Source organism: Streptomyces sp. HUAS ZL42, from assembly GCF_040782645.1.
Lineage (GTDB): Bacteria > Actinomycetota > Actinomycetes > Streptomycetales > Streptomycetaceae > Streptomyces.
Map to the genome: position 1 here is coordinate 7694230 of NZ_CP160403.1, position 17642 is coordinate 7711871.

The 17642-nt window shown below is 71.6% G+C and carries 15 protein-coding genes; 7 read left to right on the plus strand and 8 right to left on the minus strand.

The annotated features are described in order from the left end of the window. Positions 1 to 46: 46 nt before the first annotated feature. Positions 47 to 829, minus strand: a complete 783-nt coding sequence (locus ABZO29_RS35100; protein WP_367324215.1) for a hypothetical protein — start codon at positions 827 to 829, stop codon at positions 47 to 49. Positions 830 to 1368: 539 nt separating this feature from the next. Here ABZO29_RS35100 and ABZO29_RS35105 point away from each other — a divergent pair. After that, entirely contained in the window at positions 1369 to 2001 is a 633-nt protein-coding gene (locus ABZO29_RS35105) for a transglycosylase family protein (RefSeq protein WP_367324216.1), read from the plus strand. Between the two features lie 72 nt (positions 2002 to 2073). Here ABZO29_RS35105 and ABZO29_RS35110 read toward each other — a convergent pair whose 3' ends face one another. From ABZO29_RS35110 to ABZO29_RS35120, 3 genes are read right to left on the minus strand one after another with little or no spacing between them, the layout of a single operon-like run. Continuing rightward, on the minus strand, positions 2074 to 2754 hold the full coding sequence (locus tag ABZO29_RS35110; RefSeq protein ID WP_367324217.1) for an ABC transporter ATP-binding protein: 681 nt from the start codon (positions 2752 to 2754) through the stop codon (positions 2074 to 2076). After that, a complete protein-coding gene (locus ABZO29_RS35115) occupies positions 2751 to 5456 on the minus strand; it encodes an ATP-binding cassette domain-containing protein (RefSeq protein WP_367324218.1) in 2706 nt (901 codons plus the stop codon). The genes ABZO29_RS35110 and ABZO29_RS35115 overlap by 4 nt, the downstream gene beginning before the upstream one ends. A 10-nt stretch (positions 5457 to 5466) precedes the next feature. Next, the gene (locus ABZO29_RS35120; protein WP_367324219.1) at positions 5467 to 5943 is read right to left on the minus strand and encodes a hypothetical protein; all 477 of its coding nucleotides are present in this window, start codon (positions 5941 to 5943) and stop codon (positions 5467 to 5469) included. Between the two features lie 134 nt (positions 5944 to 6077). On the opposite strand from ABZO29_RS35120, the gene ABZO29_RS35125 reads away from it, so the two are divergent. Genes ABZO29_RS35125 through ABZO29_RS35135 form a run of 3 tightly spaced genes read left to right on the plus strand, consistent with a single transcriptional unit; the run spans position 6078 to position 8966 of the window. Then, the gene (locus ABZO29_RS35125) at positions 6078 to 6653 is read left to right on the plus strand and encodes a hypothetical protein (protein ID WP_367324220.1); all 576 of its coding nucleotides are present in this window, start codon (positions 6078 to 6080) and stop codon (positions 6651 to 6653) included. Continuing rightward, on the plus strand, positions 6622 to 7914 hold the full coding sequence (locus ABZO29_RS35130) for an ABC transporter substrate-binding protein (protein ID WP_367324221.1): 1293 nt from the start codon (positions 6622 to 6624) through the stop codon (positions 7912 to 7914). The genes ABZO29_RS35125 and ABZO29_RS35130 overlap by 32 nt, the downstream gene beginning before the upstream one ends. Positions 7915 to 7928: 14 nt before the next feature. After that, positions 7929 to 8966, plus strand: a complete 1038-nt coding sequence (locus ABZO29_RS35135; RefSeq protein ID WP_367324222.1) for a helix-turn-helix transcriptional regulator — start codon at positions 7929 to 7931, stop codon at positions 8964 to 8966. Here the strand turns inward: ABZO29_RS35135 and ctaD are convergent. Then, a complete protein-coding gene (ctaD, locus tag ABZO29_RS35140) occupies positions 8848 to 10539 on the minus strand; it encodes a cytochrome c oxidase subunit I (protein WP_367324223.1) in 1692 nt (563 codons plus the stop codon). The two genes, ABZO29_RS35135 and ctaD, sit on opposite strands and share 119 nt — an antisense overlap. 421 nt (positions 10540 to 10960) lie before the next feature. Between ctaD and ABZO29_RS35145 the strand changes: the two genes are divergently transcribed. Next, positions 10961 to 11176, plus strand: a complete 216-nt coding sequence (locus tag ABZO29_RS35145) for an I78 family peptidase inhibitor (RefSeq protein WP_367324224.1) — start codon at positions 10961 to 10963, stop codon at positions 11174 to 11176. Positions 11177 to 11297: 121 nt separating this feature from the next. Here the strand turns inward: ABZO29_RS35145 and ABZO29_RS35150 are convergent, their stop codons facing one another. Both ABZO29_RS35150 and ABZO29_RS35155 read right to left on the minus strand, forming a co-directional pair. Next, a complete protein-coding gene (locus ABZO29_RS35150; protein ID WP_367324225.1) occupies positions 11298 to 12377 on the minus strand; it encodes a phosphatase PAP2 family protein in 1080 nt (359 codons plus the stop codon). 218 nt (positions 12378 to 12595) lie between these two features. Next, positions 12596 to 13825 (minus strand): mannosyltransferase family protein, encoded by a 1230-nt coding sequence (locus tag ABZO29_RS35155; RefSeq protein WP_367324226.1) that lies wholly within the window; start codon positions 13823 to 13825, stop codon positions 12596 to 12598. 260 nt (positions 13826 to 14085) lie between these two features. Between ABZO29_RS35155 and ABZO29_RS35160 the strand changes: the two genes are divergently transcribed. Together ABZO29_RS35160 and ABZO29_RS35165 are read left to right on the plus strand one after the other, a co-directional pair. Continuing rightward, positions 14086 to 15681, plus strand: a complete 1596-nt coding sequence (locus ABZO29_RS35160; protein ID WP_367324227.1) for an MFS transporter — start codon at positions 14086 to 14088, stop codon at positions 15679 to 15681. A gap of 226 nt (positions 15682 to 15907) precedes the next feature. After that, a complete protein-coding gene (locus ABZO29_RS35165) occupies positions 15908 to 17074 on the plus strand; it encodes an acyl-CoA dehydrogenase family protein (protein ID WP_367324228.1) in 1167 nt (388 codons plus the stop codon). 38 nt (positions 17075 to 17112) lie between these two features. On the opposite strand, the gene ABZO29_RS35170 is transcribed toward ABZO29_RS35165, so the two are convergent. Next, the gene (locus ABZO29_RS35170) at positions 17113 to 17550 is read right to left on the minus strand and encodes a cell division protein SepF (RefSeq protein WP_367324229.1); all 438 of its coding nucleotides are present in this window, start codon (positions 17548 to 17550) and stop codon (positions 17113 to 17115) included. Positions 17551 to 17642 lie beyond the last annotated feature (92 nt).

Here is a 17642-nt window from a genome sequence, read left to right on the forward strand (position 1 = left end):
AACAGCATGCCTTCGTGCGGCTCCGCCGCGTGGGCGTGACCAGCCCTCACGTCCCGGCAAGCGGCAGCGCCCCGCCGACCAACTTCCCGTTCGCCGCCGCCTTGTCCAGCGCGTCCCGCAGCAGATCCTCCCGGGGCTGACGCCCGATGGACCCCACCGGCGCCGCGAACATCAGCACCTGGCGGTGCTTGGTGGCGGCGGCCCGCCACCCCTCGGTCACCGTCAGCGGCTGATGCGCCTGCCACCACGCGACCGGCTGACCGCCGTTCACCGAGGGCTGCAGCACCGCGTGCAGCTGGCCCATGGCCAGCAGGACCGACCATCCGTGCCGCACCGGCGGTACGGAGGAAAGGTCGGTCACCGGCATGAAGCCCTGCTCGATGAGCAGCGGCAGGAAGTCGTCGCCGAGGCCGGTCGAGCCCGGGCGGACGATGGGTCCGGTCGGCTCGACCACGAGGGCCGGGTGCAACTCCCCGGCGATCAGGACGAGTCCGCTGGTCACCCCGAGCACGGCCTGCTCGGGCACGATCTTCTCGGGCTCCAGGTCGACTGTGTCGCCGCTGATGGAACGGACGGCGCCCCGCAGCTGCTCCTCGGTGACCTGGACGACCTGGGAGGGCAGGCAGGTGGAGTGGGCGAAGGCGAGGACTGCGGTCTCGTCGCCGATGAACAGGACGGTGCTGGTGCGCTCCTGTTCGGAGTCGCCCGGGGTGCGGCAGGACGTGCAGTCGTAGCTGCCGGGGGCGTTGTGTCCGGCGAGCAGCCGGTCGGCTTCTTCGTCGCCGATCTCGGCACGTACCTCGTCGCTGACGTCGAGCATGCGCGGCACGGGTGGCTCCCTCGGGATGCGGTGCGTTGGCTCGGCCGGGTGGCTCCCGGCCGTCGTCCGGGTGGGTCCCCGGCTCATGAAGAAGACAACGGACGATCTGTGGCGGGGGTCACGCTGCACGGTGAACGGAATCGAACCATCCGACGCGCACGGTCACTGGAAGTGCGGAATTGGACACTCACCGTCAAGTACTGGGAAATCCAAGGAAGTTGGTTGCGTGAGGTGGGTCACAGATCATCGGGGCGACTGGTCGACAAATCAGGAAATCAGCGAATGAAATGGGTGGCCGAAAATCGCCGATACCCGCGGTAACGGCGAACTGGCCTGGAATGACAAGGAGTTGGTTGATATCGGGCTGCCCGGCTCTCTAGATTCCTCGGCCGTGTGCAACGAGCACCGCTCGGGTACGTCCGCCGGTCGCGCAGAGCCAGACAGCGCGCAGCACCACCTCCGGCGGACGGGGCGGAGCGCAACGCCCGCGTCCATGCGCGGGAAGCGCCCCGCCTTGGGGGATCCCGGGTTTGTGGAGAGGGATTTACATGTCCGAATGTGCCGATAACACTCGCGACAACGCCCGGAAGAAGCGTACGACGGCGGTCCTCGCCGGGGCGGCACTGCTCGCCCCCCTCGGACTGCTGGCCGCGACCGGCAACGCCGCAGCGGCGGACGGCGGAGTGTGGGACCGCATCGCCAAGTGCGAGAGCGGCGGTAACTGGCACATCAACACCGGCAACGGCTACTACGGAGGACTGCAGTTCTCCGCCGGCACCTGGCGCGCGTACGGCGGCACGGCCTACGCGTCCACCGCCGACAAGGCCACCAAGGCGCAGCAGATCGCCGTGGCCACCAAGGTCCAGCGCGCCCAGGGTTGGGGCGCATGGCCGACCTGTTCGGCACGGGCCGGGGCGTACGGCAGCGCGCCTGCCGTCTCGTCCGCCGGCTCGGCCTCCACCAAGGCCGCCCCGTCGAAACCGTCGAAGGCGCCGGAGCGCTCGACAGGGCACACGACACGCGGCGCGTCCCGCGGCGACTACACCGTCCGCGAGGGCGACACCCTCAGCACCATCGCCGCCCGGCACGGGACCACCTGGCAGCGGCTCTACGCCGCCAACAAGGCCGTCATCGGCGGTGATCCCGACCTGATCGTGCCGGGGCAGCGACTCGAACTCTGAGCGCTCCCCTGTCCCGCACGGGGCCCCACCCGTTCCTCCGACCGGGTGGGGCCCTTCGGCACACCGGGCTCTCTACGGCGCACGGCGCCTCGGGTCCGGCTCCGTCCCCGGCGACCGCCGCTCGAACTCTTCCGACTCCCCGCCGAACACCACCGCGCCGCGGCGCAGTTCGTACACGAACCTGGCTCTGCCGCGCAGCACGGGCGGCAGCCGCTGCTCCGCGACGACCACGCATGCGTCGAGTGAGGCCAGCAGGTCGTACGTGCGGGCCGCGACCCCGGGCGACATGCCCTGCACGGGTTCGTCGACGAGCACCACGCGCGCGCGTGCCAGCAGAGCACGCGAGAGGGCGAGCATGCGCTGTTCGCCGCCGGAGAGGGTGCCGGCGCGGCGCGGGAGCAGGGGCTCCAGCTGCGGATACGCGGCGAGGGCGGAGTCGTGTGCGGGTGCCGCGAGTTCGAGGTTCTCGCGGACGGTGAGGGAGCCGAACACCGCCCGCCGCTCGGGCACCAGGCACAGACCGCGCCGGGCCCGCTCGAACGCCGGCACCCGGGTCACGTCCGTGCCGTCCCACACCACCGCGCCGCCGGACAGCGGCACACTTCCGGCCAGCGCGCGCAGGGCGGTCGAACGGCCGGACCCGTTGCGGCCCAGCAGCACGGTGAGCCCCGGGCCGGGTGCCGCGAGGGTGACACCGTGCAGGGCCTCCAGGGGGCCGTAGCGCACGCGCGCGTGGCGCAGGGAGATGGTCATGCGGGGGTCTCCTGCGCGCCGAGGGCGTCGAGGACCCGGTCGGGGGGCCCGGACGCGACGATGCGGCCCGCCGTCATGACGTGCACGACGTCGGCGAGATCCGCGACCAGGTCGAGATCGTGCTCGACGACGAGCAGCGCGGTGCCGTCCGCGGCCAGAGCCTTCAGCACCCGGGACAGCGCGGTCACCTCGGCCGTGTCGAGACCGGCCGCGGGCTCGTCGAGCAGCAGTACGCGCGGACTGCCCGCCAGGGCCCGGGCCAGCTCGATGCGGCGCAGCGTGCCGGTCGGCAGCCCGGCGGCGGGCACCGTACGCACCGGCCCGTCCAGTGCGAGCAGCCTGAGCGCCCGCTCCACGGCACCCGGATCCGTGATCCGCCCCTGCTCGGCACCGACGCGGACGTTTTCGGCCACGGTCAGCGAAGGGAAAACAGCCAGCTGCTGGAACGTCCGTGAGATCCCGAGCCGGGTACGGGCGTGCGCGGCCAGCCGGGTGATGTCCCGCTGACCGAGCAGCACCTGCCCGCGGGCGGGACGCAGAGTTCCCGCCAGACAGTGGAACAGGGTGCTCTTACCGGCGCCGTTGGGGCCGACGACGGCGGTGATCCGGCCGGAGCCGACCTCGAGATCGACACCGTCGAGTGCGGTGAAGCCGCCGTAGCGGGCGTGAAGGCGGCGAGCGGTCAGGAGCGGGGAGACGGGGGCGTGGGGGGAAAGGGCAAGCCGGCGAGGGCCGGCGGGGGGTGCGGGGGGCGCGGAAGTGGAAGACGATCGGTCCTCCCGCGGCCGTACCGCTCCCGCCACCGCCGTGGCCCCCACAGCGACAGCCCGTGCCCTCGACTCAGGTTCCCCCGGCCGGAGCCTGCGGCGCACCCGCGCACCCAGCGGCGTCAGTCTCGCGCGCCGGGCCGGCCGCAGTCGTGCCGTCGCCGTCCGCAGCGCCTCGTACGGACCCCCGGGGAACCGGCCCACCAGCACCGCCAGCACACCCACCAGCGCCGCCGCGACCCCGCCCCGAGCCCCCGCGTCCAGACCCACCAGGAGGGCCGCCGCGGCCAGCGCGCCCAGGGTGCTGTCCGCGCCCAGGACCACCACCGCCGCGAACCACAGCAGCCCGCGTACGGGGTCGTACGCGCCGGCGTCGAAGGCCCGCAGCCCCATGCCGAGCATCCCGCCGCCGAGGGCGGCCAGAGCGGCGCCGGAGACGAAGGCGAGGAGTTTCAGGGACGGCACCTGGACGCCCGCCGCCGACGCGCCCGCCTCGTGGTCCCGCATCGCCGCGAGGGCCCGGCCCGTACGGCCCCGGCGCAGCAGCCGCGCGGCCAGCAGCGCGGCCGACAGCAGGCCGAGTTCCAGGACGTAGTACGCGCGGTCCCCGTCGAAGCCGGCGGGACGGCCCAGGGAGAGGCCCGAGACGGCGTACGGCTGCGCGAACACGAAGCGGCTCACCCCCACACCCACCGCGAACGTCGCAAGGGCCAGCGCCAGCCCGCGGCGGCTGATCGCCGGCCAGCCGGTCAGCAGGCCCAGCGGGGCGACGAGGACCACCGCCACCGCCAGCGCGGCCAGTTCCGGCATCCGCGGCAGGCCCGGGAAGCGGCCCGCCGCGAGCAACGCCGTGAACAGCGCGCCCAGCCCCGCGTACGCCGCCTGCCCCAGCGAGATCTGGCCGCCCCGGCCGGTGACGACCACGAGCGACAGCAGGATCACGCCCAGCGCGGGCACCTGGACCGATGTGTGCAGGTCCGAGCCCGCGAAGCCGAGCGGCAGCAGGAACAGCACCACCGCCACGATCCAGGCACCCTGCGGGGTCGGCACGCGCGCGGTGGCCGTGCGCGGCAGCGCGTCGCGCGTGCCGATCCGCGGCAGCACCAGCGCCGCGACCAGCAGGGCCACCACGAAGAGGTTCGCGCCGACCGCCTGCAGCAACGGTTCGCCCCAGCCCGACGGGTGCAACCGCGTCAGCTGGCTCTGCGCGACCCCGATGCCGAGCGCCACGACCACAGCCACCGGCAGGCTGCGCATCCGGGCCGCCACCGCGACCGCCACGACCTCCATCACAAGGAGCGGCAGGCCATAGGGATCCAGTCGTACGTACGGTGCGAGCAGCACGCCCGTCAGACCCGCCGTGAACGAGCCGAACGCCCAGCCCGCCGCCGCCACCCGGTCCGCGTCGATCCCGCCGAGCACGGCCAGCTGACGGTCGTCGACCACGGCCCGCAGCTCCCGGCCGAAACGCGTCCAGCGGATCACTGACCCGACACCCGCCGCCAGCACCAGCGCCACCGTCAGCTGCCCCCACGGATCCGATGGGACCAGCTCCGGCACGTCGTCCCGCGCCCCCTGCCCCCACACCAGCGCCGCCCCGCCCACCAGCAGCACGAACAGCCCGATGGACGCCACCAGCGTCTGCGCCGGATCGCTGCCGAGGACCGACAACGGGCGGAAGACGAACCGTTCCAGCAGCACCCCGATCGCGGGCGCGAGGAACAGCAGCGTCACGACGGCCCCCAGCCACAGCGGCCAGCCCCACTCGACCACGCACTGCCGCAGCACGTACGCGCACACCATCGCGATCGCCCCGTGCGCGAAGTTGAGCACGCCGGTCGCGCGGTACGTCACGATCAGGCCGATTCCGGTGAGCGCGGCCGCGCTGCCGACCGAGAGGCCGGCCAGCGTGAGGTCGTAGGTGAGGGAGGACATCGGCCGGCACTCAATCTTCGGTGTCGTCGGGCTCGCAGATGGGGCAGGGGTCGAGGTCGCCGCTCGCCAGCAGCTTCCCGTCCACGGGTACAGCCTCCGCCTTCCCGGCCACCAGCGGGCAGTCCGCGCGGTGCCACAGTGTGCCGCCCGGCACCATCCGCATCTCCCCGCTGACCGCGACGGGTCCGGCCGCCGCCTGCCCGGGCTGGTCCGCGTCGGCCGGCGCGGCGGCCACGAGCAGGCCGTACAGCTCCTCCACCCGCGCGGCGGCCACGGTCTCCCGGCCATGGGCGAGCAGCACCGCCCCGGCGATGATCAGCGCGGCCCCCGGGATCGTGCAGGAGGCCAGGTAGGGGAGCTGGCGTTCGGCGTACCGCTCGCCCGAGATGCCGTACCAGCCGATGACGCACAGCACGGCGCCCGCCGCGAGCGCGGCCCAGCCGGCCCAGAGGACGGGGTGCACGGTCCGCAGTCGGGCTGTCCGCATCGATGGCTCCCACCGTCGGGTTTCTGTGCGTGTGTCTGTCCATGTCAGCCGATGGCTTGCACTATGCCCCGTAGAAGCTGACCCTGAAAGCACCGGGCGCACATGGCCCGGACCGACACCCGGTGGTGAGCCAGATGGTTCTCGGGAGCGACCTCAGGCGGAGGAACGCACGGCGGGGACGCGGCCCACGGGCGGCGGGACGGGGCACGGCGATCGCGGCCGCCCTGATCCTCGTGCTCGCCCCGGCCCTCGCGTCCTGCAGCGACGAGAATGGCGGCGGCAGCGAGACCACGCCTCCCACTCCGTCCGTGGAGACGACGACGAGCGCGCCGGCCACCGCGCCCGCCGATCCGGCGGCGGCCGAACAGGAGATCAGGCAGAACTGGCAGAAGTTCTTCGATCCCAAGACCTCCACGAAGGACAAGCAGGCCGTCCTGGAGAACGGCGAGCAGATGGGCCCGGTGCTGCAGGCCTTCAGCGGTGACAAGCGTGGCGGACAGGTGCAGGCCAAGGTCGAGAAGGTCGAGTTCACCAAGCCGACCGAGGCGAACGTGACGTACACCCTGACCCTGAACGGCCAGACCGCGCTGCCCGGCGCCTCCGGAACCGCCGTCGAACAGGACGGCACCTGGAAGGTGTCCGTCAGCACGCTGTGCGCCCTGGTCGCGTTGAGCGGCGATGCGTCGCAGTCGCCCGCACCTGGCTGCTGAGTCGGCCGCCGCGGCCTTGCTGCTCGTCCTGGGCACGGCCTGCGGCAGCCGGCTGCCGGAGAGCGACTTCGAGCGGGACACGCGCGCGCCGACGCAGAGCGGGCGGCCGCCGATCCGCGTCGGCGTCATCACCAGCGCCACCAGCCCGGTCGGCGGCAACACCTTCACCGGCCCCCGGGACGGCGCGAAGGCCTTCTTCGACCGTCTCAACGCGCGCGGGGGCATCGACGGCCGCCGGGTCGAGGTGCGGCTGTGCGACGACGGCGGCAGCGGCGTCGGCAACAACACGTGCGTGCACAGACTGATCGACGAGGACAAGGTCGTGGCCCTGGTCGCCACCACCTCCCTGGACTACGCGGGCGCCTCCCGTGTGTCCCAGGCTCGCGTGCCCGACATCGGCGGCCAGCCCATCGGGGCCGCCTATGACACCTGGCCGCACCTGTACGGCATCTACGGCAGCCTGGCGCCCCGCGACGGCACCCCGGGGTGGGACGGCAGGCTGTACGGCGGCACCGAGGTCTACCGGTACTTCAAGCGCGAGAAGGGCGCCCGCACGGCAGCCGTCGTGTCCTACAACCAGTCCGCGTCCGCCGCCTACGCCCGGCTCGTGGAGCGGGGACTGGAGGCCGAGGGCTACAAGGTGGTCACCGAGGAGGTCGACTTCGCCCTGCCCAACTTCCGTGCCGTCGCGGCCGACCTGAAGCAGCAGGGCGCCGATCTCGTCTTCGACGCCATCGACACGCACGGCAACGCCCAGCTGTGCAAGGCGATGGACGACGTCGGCGCGAAGGTCATCGCCAAGGTGACGAACGTCCAGAACTGGACGTCCACCGTCGCCGACGACTACAAGGACTCCCCGCGCTGCCGCAACGCCCTGTGGGCGACGGGGTCCAGCCGCAACTACGAGGACACGTCGCAGGCAGCCGTACGGGAGTTCAGGGAGGCGACCAAGGACCTGAAGACGCACTCCCAGTGGCAGCTGGAGGGCTGGGCGGCAGCCATGTGGTTCACCCGGGCGGCCACGTCGTGCGCGAGAACCGGCATCACGCGCGCGTGCGTGGACGACTTCATGAACCGCAGTGAGGACTACACGGCCGACGGGCTGCTGATCCCCGTGCGGTTCGAGCGGCTGGCCGAGCCGCCGAAGACGCGCAGGACGTGTCTGTCGGTGGCCAGCTGGCAGGACGGCAAGGGGTGGGTCTCGCAGGGGGAGATGAACAGCACCTGCTTCGATGTGCCCCAACTGCCCTACACACCCTGATACAGACTTTGACCATGCTGGAGACCTCCGCACGACTGCTGCGCCTGCTCTCGCTCCTCCAGGCCCACCGCGAGTGGTCCGGCGCCGAACTCGCCGAGCGGCTCGGTGTCACCCCGCGCACGGTGCGCCGGGACGTGGACCGGCTGCGCGAGCTGGGCTATCCCGTCAACGCCAGCCCCGGCACGGGCGGCGGCTACCAGCTGGGCGTGGGCGCCGAGCTGCCGCCGCTGCTCCTGGACGACGACGAGGCCGTCGCGGTCGCCGTGGGGCTGCGCACGGCCGCCGGGCAGGGCATCGACGGCATCGGCGAGACCTCCGTACGGGCCCTGGCCAAGCTGGAGCAGGTGCTGCCCCACCGGCTGCGCCGCCGCGTGGGCGCCCTCAACGCCTTCACGGTGCCGATGCTGCGCGGCCCGCAGCCCTCGGCGGTCGACCCCGCCGTCCTCACCGAACTCGCCAACCTCTGCCGGGACGCCGAGCGGCTCCGCTTCGAGTACCGAAACCACGACGGCGCCCCGACCCGCCGCACCGTCGAACCGCACCGCCTGGTGTGCACCGAACGCCGCTGGTACCTCGTCGCCTGGGACCTGGACCGCGAGGACTGGCGTACGTTCCGCGTCGACCGGATCACGCCGAAGCCGCCGCACGGCCCGCGCTTCGTCCCGCGCGAGCCGCCCGCCGAGGACCTTGCCGCCTACGTCTCCAAGGGCGTCTCCACGCGCGCGTACGCCTCGCACGCGGCCATCCGGCTGCTGGTGCCCCTGCAGGAGGCCGCCGAGCGCGTCTCGCCCTCCGCGGGGACGCTGGAGCCGGACGGGCCCGACGCCTGCGTCCTGCGCACCGGGGCCGCGAGCCTCGACGTGATGGTCATCCACGTCATGATGATGGGCTTCGAGTTCGAGGTGCTGGAGCCGGACGGGCTCACCGACGCCCTCACGACCGCTCGGGACCGGCTGTCCCGGGCGCTCGAGCGGACTCGGCCTCGAGCGCCGCGTAGTCCGGGTGATGCAGGTCGAACGCCGGGGACTCGGAGCGGATCCGGGGCAGCGTGAGGAAGTTGTGCCGGGGCGGCGGGCACGAGGTCGCCCACTCCAGGGAGCGGCCGAAGCCCCAGGGGTCGTCGACCTCGACCTTCTCGCCGTACTTGGTGGTCTTCCAGACGTTGTACAGGAAGGGCAGCGTGGACAGGCCGAGCAGGAACGCGCCGATCGTCGACACGGTGTTGAGGGCCGTGAACCCGTCGACGGCGAGATAGTCGGCGTACCGGCGCGGCATGCCCTCCGCGCCCAGCCAGTGCTGCACCAGGAACGTGGTGTGGAAGCCGACGAACAGCGTCCAGAAGTGGATCTTGCCCAGGCGCTCGTCGAGCATCTTCCCGGTGAACTTGGGCCACCAGAAGTGGAATCCGGCGAAGATCGCGAAGACGACGGTGCCGAAGACGACGTAGTGGAAGTGGGCGACCACGAAGTACGAGTCGGAGACGTGGAAGTCCATCGGCGGCGACGCCAGGATCACCCCCGTCAGACCGCCGAACAGGAACGTCACCAGGAAGCCCGTCGCCCACAGCATCGGGGTCTCGAAGGACAGCGAGCCCTTGAGCATCGTCCCGGTCCAGTTGAAGAACTTCACGCCCGTCGGGACCGCGATCAGGAAGCTCATGAAGGAGAAGAACGGCAGCAGCACCGCGCCCGTGACGAACATGTGGTGCGCCCACACCACCACCGACAGACCGGTGATCGCCATCGTCGCGGCGACCAGCGTCAGATAGCCGAAGATCGGCTTGCGGCTGAAGACCGGGATGATCTCCGTGATGATGCCGAAGAACGGCAGCGCGATGATGTACACCTCGGGATGGCCGAAGAACCAGAACAGGTGCTGCCACAGCAGCGCCCCGCCGTTGACCGCGTCGAACACGTGCGAGCCGAACCGCCGGTCCGACTCCAGGACCAGCAGCGCGGCCGCGAGCACCGGGAAGGCCATCAGGATCAGGATCGACGTGAACAGCGTGTTCCAGGTGAAGATCGGCATCCGGAACATCGTCATGCCGGGGGCGCGCATCCCGATGATGGTGGTGATGAAGTTGACGGCGCCCAGGATCGTGCCGAAGCCGGCCAGGGCCAGACCCATGATCCACAGGTCGGGTCCGACGCCCGGGGAGCGTTCCGCGCTGTTGAGCGGCGCGTAGGCGAACCAGCCGAAGGCGGCGGGCCCGTCGGGCACGAGCAGGGAGCCGAGCACGATCAGGCCGCCGAACAGGAACAGCCAGTACGAGAACATGTTCAGCCGCGGGAAGGCGACATCGGGGGAGCCGATCTGCAGCGGCATCAGCTCGTTGGCGAAGCCCGCGAAGCTCGGTGTCGCGAACAGCAGCAGCATGATCGTGCCGTGCATCGTGAACAGCTGGTTGAACTGGTTGTTGTCCACGATCTGCAGGCCGGGCCGGGCGAGCTCGGCCCGCATCAGCAGCGCCATCACGCCGCCGATCAGGAAGAACGCGAACGACGTGATCAGGTAGAGGTGGCCGATCTTCTTGTGGTCGGTGGTGGTCAGCCAGTCGACGATCAGCCGGCCGCCCTGCCTGGTCGGCGCCGGTTGTGCCGTCGCCGCAACGGTGTGCGTCCCCATCGCTCGCTCGCCCCTTCGCCTCGTCGCGCCCGGGCCCGCCGACGCCCGCGCCGCACGTGCCGGCGCGAGCTCACGCCATGATGCTCACGTCGCCGCCCGCACCGACAGGGGGCGTACGGAGACTCTGTGGCGGACTCGTGTATTTCCTATGCGGCGTCAGCTCCCGCGGGCTCGCGGGGAATGGGATCGGAACGGATCCGGGAACGCTTCTCCGGGAACTTTCCGCCCCGGTATTCGAGGGGCTGTCACGACACGCGGGAATTACGTTCGAATGCGCGCGGAAGGCGTACGGAACCGGTCGTAGGTGCGAGTGAGTTCCGCTGAAACGCGTGTCGTGATCCTGTGACAGAAGTGTGACCGGAGTGATCCAGGACGCCGGTCCGGCCTTCCCCGGCCGTCGGTCACGCCCTAGCGTGGCGGTATGGCACCGATTCCCACTCCGCCAGCGGAGCCCCAGGACAATCCGGACGGATACGTCGGTCTAGAGGCCGCGCGGGCCGAGCGGCTCGCGCGCGAGCGGGGGTGGTCCACGGTGCGTTCGCTGCCACCGGGGGCGATCATCACCATGGAGTACCGCGTGGGGCGGCTGAACTTCGAGGTGCAGGCCGGGCGCGTGGCGCGGGCCTGGAAGGGCTGAGACGAGGCGGGCCTGGAAGGCCCGGACGAGCAAGGGCGAAGGCCCCGGTTCCTGGGACCAGGACCGGGGCCTTCGCCGTGCGGGGAGGTTGTGCGTACCGAGCCCCGCAGTCCTTGGGCCGTCAGCCGCCCGTCAGGGGTCGGGCCGCCGGGGCCGCGCCACGCGGCTGGCGGTCCGAGTGGGGTGGCCGGCGGCTGCCGACCGGGGTGACCGGCGTGCGCTCCGAGCGGACCGTGTGCGGGCCCGGGGCGAGGTAGACCGGCGAATACTCCGGCGCTCGGGACGAGCGGGCCGTGGAGACCGTCTCGCGGGCCGCAGCGGCTTCGTCCTCGGCCGCGGCACGCGGCTTGAGCAGCACCGGAGCCCCGACGGGGGCGGACGGCGCCGATGGGGGTCCCCCCGCTCGAGCGGGTTCGAGAGCGGGGGACGGTGCGGTACCCGTGCTGCGGGCACGCAGGCGGTCGCGCAGGTCGAGGATCCAGACCTCGGCCCGGGCGATCAGCGGCTCGAACCACGGCAGCGCCAGCAGGACCAGCAGGCCCGCGGCCCAGCCCAGCAGCACGTCGCTCAGCCAGTGCGTACCGAGGTAGACGGTGGCCATCCCGACACCGAGCGAGGTCACCGCGGACAGCGCGGACAGCCAGCGGCGCGCTCTCGGGGTGGAGGCCAGATAGGCCAGGATTCCCCAGGTCACCACGGCGTTGGCGGTGTGGCCGCTGGGAAATATATCGCCGCCGAGGCCCATCTCGTTCGAGCCGATCGTGGTCGCGTAGTGGGGCCCGAGGCGGCCCATGCCGATCTTGGCGGCGCCGACCGTGATGTTCAGCAGCAGCAGTGAGGCGCCCAGCGTCAGCAGCGGGCGCAGCGTGTGCTGCCGCCAGGAGCGCCAGCCCAGCCAGGCCGCGACCATGACGGCCGTCGGGCCGCGCTGGCCGAGCACCACGTAGTAGTCGACGAACCAGTGGATCCCGGCCCACTGCTGGTACGGCCGGAAGAACATGACCTGCCAGTCGAGGCGGACCAGCCACGAGGTGATCACCACGGCCCACACGATGGCCAGGTAGAAGGCCAGGGTCCCGCCGAGCAGCGCGACCCGGTGCCTGCTCATCCTCGGCACATCGATGTGGGCCGGCCGTTCCGGCTCCCGGTCCAGCCTGGCGAACACCCGGTTCAGCCGGGTGAGGTTTCGTTCGGTACGCACACAATCGACGTTACAGCGAGGGGGTCAAGTTCCCAGACGAATCAGTGGGTTTGTGATGACGATGTGATGTGGGATTCCTCTCAGGAGGGGGTTTATATCCAATGAACTCGCAATCCTGGAACGCCCTCTCCTTCAATTCCTTTGATCATTCCGTGGTACGAGTTTTGGCGAACGTGTAAATACGTTCACCGATTCCTCCGACGGAATTCTTTCCCGGCTCACGGGGGGCCGGAGCCGTTCAGCCACAACGCCCCGTACACCGCCGATGCGGCGGCGACCGTGCCGAGCGCCAGCGCCGACCTGGAGGCTCGCAGCCGGGACAGGGCCAGGGCGAGCGGGAGCAGCAGAGGGAAGCCGGGCAGCAGCAGGCGCGGCTTCGAGCCGAAGTAGCTCGACGCGCACAGGGCGAGCGCGGTGACGACACCCGCGTACACCAGCAGCGGAAGCGGCTGGCGCTGCCGCACGCAGACGATGTACAGCCACACCACCACTGCGACCCCGGCGATCAGCCCCAGGCCCGCCAGAGCGCCCGGAAACGACGTGAACTTGTCGGCGACGAAGCGGGCGAAGGCGCGGCCGCCGTCGAAGCCGTTGCGCCAGCCCGCCTGGACGTCGAGGTAGCCGAGCGGACCCTTGCCGGTGTGGTGGCCGACCCACAGGACGTACCCGGTGGTACCCAGGGGTGCGAGGAGCAGACCCAGGGCGCGTTGCCAGGCCGGTGCGCCCCCTTCGATGCTCCCGCCGAAGGAGGAGGGGGCGTGCGCGGTCGTCTGCGCGCCGGATGCGGGCGCCGCGCTTCGGTCGCGCACGAACGAGGCAACGCCCGCTGCCCACACCGCCGCGACCACCGCGAGCCCCACCGGCCGGGTCAGCCCCGCCAGCGCGGCCAGCGCGCCCGCGGTCACCCAGCGCCCCGTGAGGACCGCGTACAGCGACCAGGCGGCCAGCGCGGTGAACAGTGACTCGCTGTACGCCATCGACTGCACGATCCCGACCGGCAGGACGGCCCACACCAGCACGGCGCACACTCCGGCCCTGGGCCCGTACACGTGGTCGGCGACTGCGAAGATCCCCCAGGCCGCGGCGAGCGAGGCGAGCAGGGAGACCACGAAGCCCGCGTCCGCGTACGACAGCGGGCTCACCGCGTGCAGCCCCCGCTCCAGCCACGGCAGCAGCGGGAAGAAGGCGAGATTGGAGTGCACGTCTCCGTTCGGCAGGCGCACCTCGTAGCCGTAGCCCAGCTCGGCCACCCTCGTGTACCAGAGGGCGTCCCAGCGGGCCGTCAGCAGCGTGTACGCGCTCTTGCCGCGCGCCGCGCTCCACAGGGTCAGGACGAGCAGGCCCAGGGCACGTACGGCCGCGTACCCGAGGAGCGCCGGGGCCGCCCGGCGCAGGGCCGAGGAGCCGGGGGGCGCCACGCGTGTCTCCAGATCGGCAAGATCGCTCACGGGCTCGATTATCGACCGGACGGGGCAGGGGAGGGCCTTCCGGAGCAGGCCGGAGGGCGTGCAGAGTGGCGTACGCCACACGTGCTCTCCCCAAGTGTGAGAGGTCCGCCACGTGCCCTCCGCCGGAACTCGCGTACGCTGTCGTGTCACTCGCCGTTCGTGTGCGCGGGTCGGAGACACCGCTCCTCTCCGGCCGAGTCACGGGGAGTCCCCACCCCGTGAACCCGCCGAACGCGCGGAGCCACCTGGGAGGTACGTACATGTCCGGGACGACCACGGCTGCCGTTCGGCTGCGCCGTCGGGCGGCCGGGGCCGGTGCAAACCGCTGGGTCGTCCTCGTGGTGCTGTGCCTCAGCCTGCTGCTGGTCGCCGTGGACGCGACCGTGCTGCACGTGGCGGTGCCCGCCGTCACCGAGGACCTCAAGCCCGGCGGGATAGAGCTGCTCTGGATCGTCGACACCTATCCACTCGTCTGCGCCTCGCTGCTGATCCTCTTCGGCACGCTGGGCGACAAGGTGGGCCGCAGACGGGTCCTGCTGCTGGGATACGGCCTTTTCGGCATCGCTTCCGGCCTCGCGGCCCTCGCCGAGAGCGCCCAGGTACTGATCGTGGCGCGGGCGCTACTGGGCGTGGGCGGCGCGATGATCATGCCGGCCACCCTGTCGATCCTCCGCCAGGTCTTTCCCGACCGGCGCGAGCGCGCCCTCGCGATCGGCATCTGGAGCGCCGTGGCCGCGGTGGGCGCGGCCGTGGGTCCGCTGCTCGGCGGCTTCCTGCTCGAGCACTTCTGGTGGGGGTCCGTCTTCCTCGTCAACATCCCGCTGATGCTGGTCAGCCTGCCCGTCGGGCGGCTGCTGCTGCCCGAGTCGACCGGGGACGGGGAGGGGCCCTGGGACGTCGTCGGCGCGCTGCTGGCGGCGGGCGGGCTGTTCGGCGTGGTGCTCGGCGTGAAGCGGCTGGGCGGGGGAGAGCTGGGCCTCTCCACCGTCGCCCCGCTGGTGGTGGGCGTGGTGTTGCTGGTGTTGTTCGTACGACGGCAGCGGCGGCGTGCGCATCCGCTGGTGGACCTGCGGATGTTCGCGCGGCCGACGTTCAGTACGTCGGTGGGGTGCATCGTGCTGGCGATGCTGGCGCTGGTCGGCCTTGAGCTGATCGCGGCGCAGTATCTGCAGCTGGTGCTGGGCCTTTCGCCTCTGGAGACGGGGCTGCGGCTGCTGCCGCTGACGTTCGCGGCGATGGCGGCGGGGCTGGCGGGCGCGCGCATGCTGCGGCGCTTCGGGCCGCGGCGGATGGTGTGTTTCGGCTTCTGTCTGACCGCGGCCGCGGTGGTGCTGCTGACGGCGATGGGCGGGCAGGACAACGCCGGGCTGCTGCTGTTCGGGTTCCTGCTGCTGGGGTTCGGTCTGGAGACGACGCTGTTCGGGGCGTACGAGTCGATGCTGAGCGAGGCGCCGCCGGAGCAGGCGGGCGGGGCCGCGGCGATCGGGGAGACGTCGTACCAGTTGGGGGCCGGGATCGGGATCGCGCTGCTGGGAAGCGTGATGAACGCGGCGTACGCGCCGGGGCTGACGTCCGTGCCGGGGGTTCCGGCGGCGGCGTCCTCGGCGGCGGGGCATTCGCTGGGGGAGGCGTACGCGGTCGCCGGGCGGTTGGGGGGCTCTGCGGGGGTTGCGCTGCGGAGGGCGGCTCGGGACTGTTTCGTGCACGGGCTGCATGTGACGTTGCTGGTGAGCGCGGGGTTGTTGTTGCTGGGGGCGGTGATGGCGTTGCGGTTGCCGCGGGTCATGCACTGCGAGGTCCCTGCGGTGGAGCTGCCCGCGCCCCGGGAGGTCGCGGAGTCCCGCGTCTCGGCGTGATGTCTTCCACCCACGCACCACCCGTTCACGGTTCGTGGAGGACTGAGCGTCGCCCGTGGGGCGCGTTCGCCGTCGGCGGCCGCGGGTTCGCGTCTCCGTCGCGACGGTGAGCCGCCGGCGGTGAGTCACCCCCCACCGACCTTCACCTGCCGACCGACCGCAAACGGGTGGTGCGTCGGTGGGAGACCCACTGGACGTGACCCGACCCGCGTCGTAACGTCGGCCCATGTTCGACCCCGCCGACCCCCTGGGCATCGACGACCTGCTCAGTCCCGAGGACCTGGCGATCCGCGACACCGTGCGCCGCTGGGCCGCGGACCGGATCCTGCCGTACGTCGCCGAGTGGTACGAGAACGGTGAACTCCCCGGCATTCGCGAACTCGCGCGCGAGCTCGGGCGGCTCGGTGCGCTCGGCATGCCGCTCAGCGGCTACGGCTGCGCCGGTGCGAGCGCCGTGCAGTACGGCCTCGCCTGCCTGGAGCTCGAGGCCGCCGACTCCGGCATCCGCTCCCTCGTCTCCGTACAGGGCTCCCTCGCCATGTACGCCATCCACCGGTTCGGCAGCGACGAGCAGAAGCGGTCCTGGCTGCCCGGCATGGCCGCAGGCGACGTCATCGGCTGCTTCGGCCTCACCGAGCCCGACCACGGCTCCGACCCCGCCTCCATGCGGACGCACGCCAAGCGGGACGGCGGCGACTGGGTGCTCAACGGGCGGAAGATGTGGATCACCAACGGATCGGTCGCCGGCGTGGCCGTCGTATGGGCGCAGACCGAGGACGGGATCCGAGGATTCGTCGTGCCCGCCGACACCCCCGGGTTCTCGGCGCCCGAGATCAAGCACAAGTGGTCCTTGCGCGCCTCCGTCACCAGTGAACTCGTCCTCGACGAGGTCCGGCTGCCGGCCGACGCCGTACTGCCGGAGGTGACCGGCCTCAAGGGCCCGCTCAGCTGTCTCTCGCACGCCCGCTACGGCATCGTCTGGGGAGCCATGGGAGCGGCGCGCAGCTGTTTCGAGGCCGCGCTCGAATACGCCAAGTCACGAGAGCAGTTCGGACGGCCCATCGGAGGATTCCAGCTCACCCAGGCCAAGCTCGCCGACATGGCGGTCGAACTGCACAAGGGGATTCTGCTCGCCCATCACCTGGGGCGGCGCATGGACGCCGGCCGCCTGCGTCCCGAGCAGGTCAGCTTCGGCAAGCTCAACAACGTACGAGAGGCCATCGAGATCTGCCGTACGGCACGGACCATCCTCGGGGCCAACGGGATTTCCCTCGAATACCCCGTGATGCGGCACGCGACGAACCTCGAGTCGGTGCTGACGTACGAGGGCACCGTCGAGATGCACCAGCTCGTGCTGGGCAAGGCGCTCACCGGGCTCGACGCCTTCCGCTGACCGCCCGGAGGCGGGCAGGGCCGGCGAGCGGCCCTGCCTCAGCTCTGGTTGAAGAAGCCGTCCGTCCGGTGCGGGGCCGGCTCTCCGCTGACGATCTCCGTGTCGGCGGGGGTCAGCAGGAACACGCGGTTGGACACGCGGTCGATCGAGCCGCGCAGGCCGAAGATGAGCCCCGCCGCGAAGTCGACGACACGCTTGGCGTCGGCCGCCTCCATGGCCGTGAGGTTCATGATGACCGGCACGCCCTCGCGGAACAGCTCGCCGATCGCGCGGGCGTCCCGGAAGCTGTCCGGCGTGACCGTGCCGATCCGGCGGCCCTTCTCCTCGGCCGTGTCCGTTGCGACCTTCACCCGGGGGTCGGTGACCCAGGCGTCCCCGGAGTCGGTCCCCTCGGAGTAGTCGTCGTCGTAGTAACGCTCGTCATCGTTGTCGTCGACGAGGCCAAGCCAGGCACTCGCCTTGCGCACCGATCCCATGGACGCCTCCTCTCACAGCGGTCTTTCTTGCTTTCCGCATCCCTATGGTCATCCATGATGCGGATGGCGCGCCAAGTGGATAGACGCCGCGC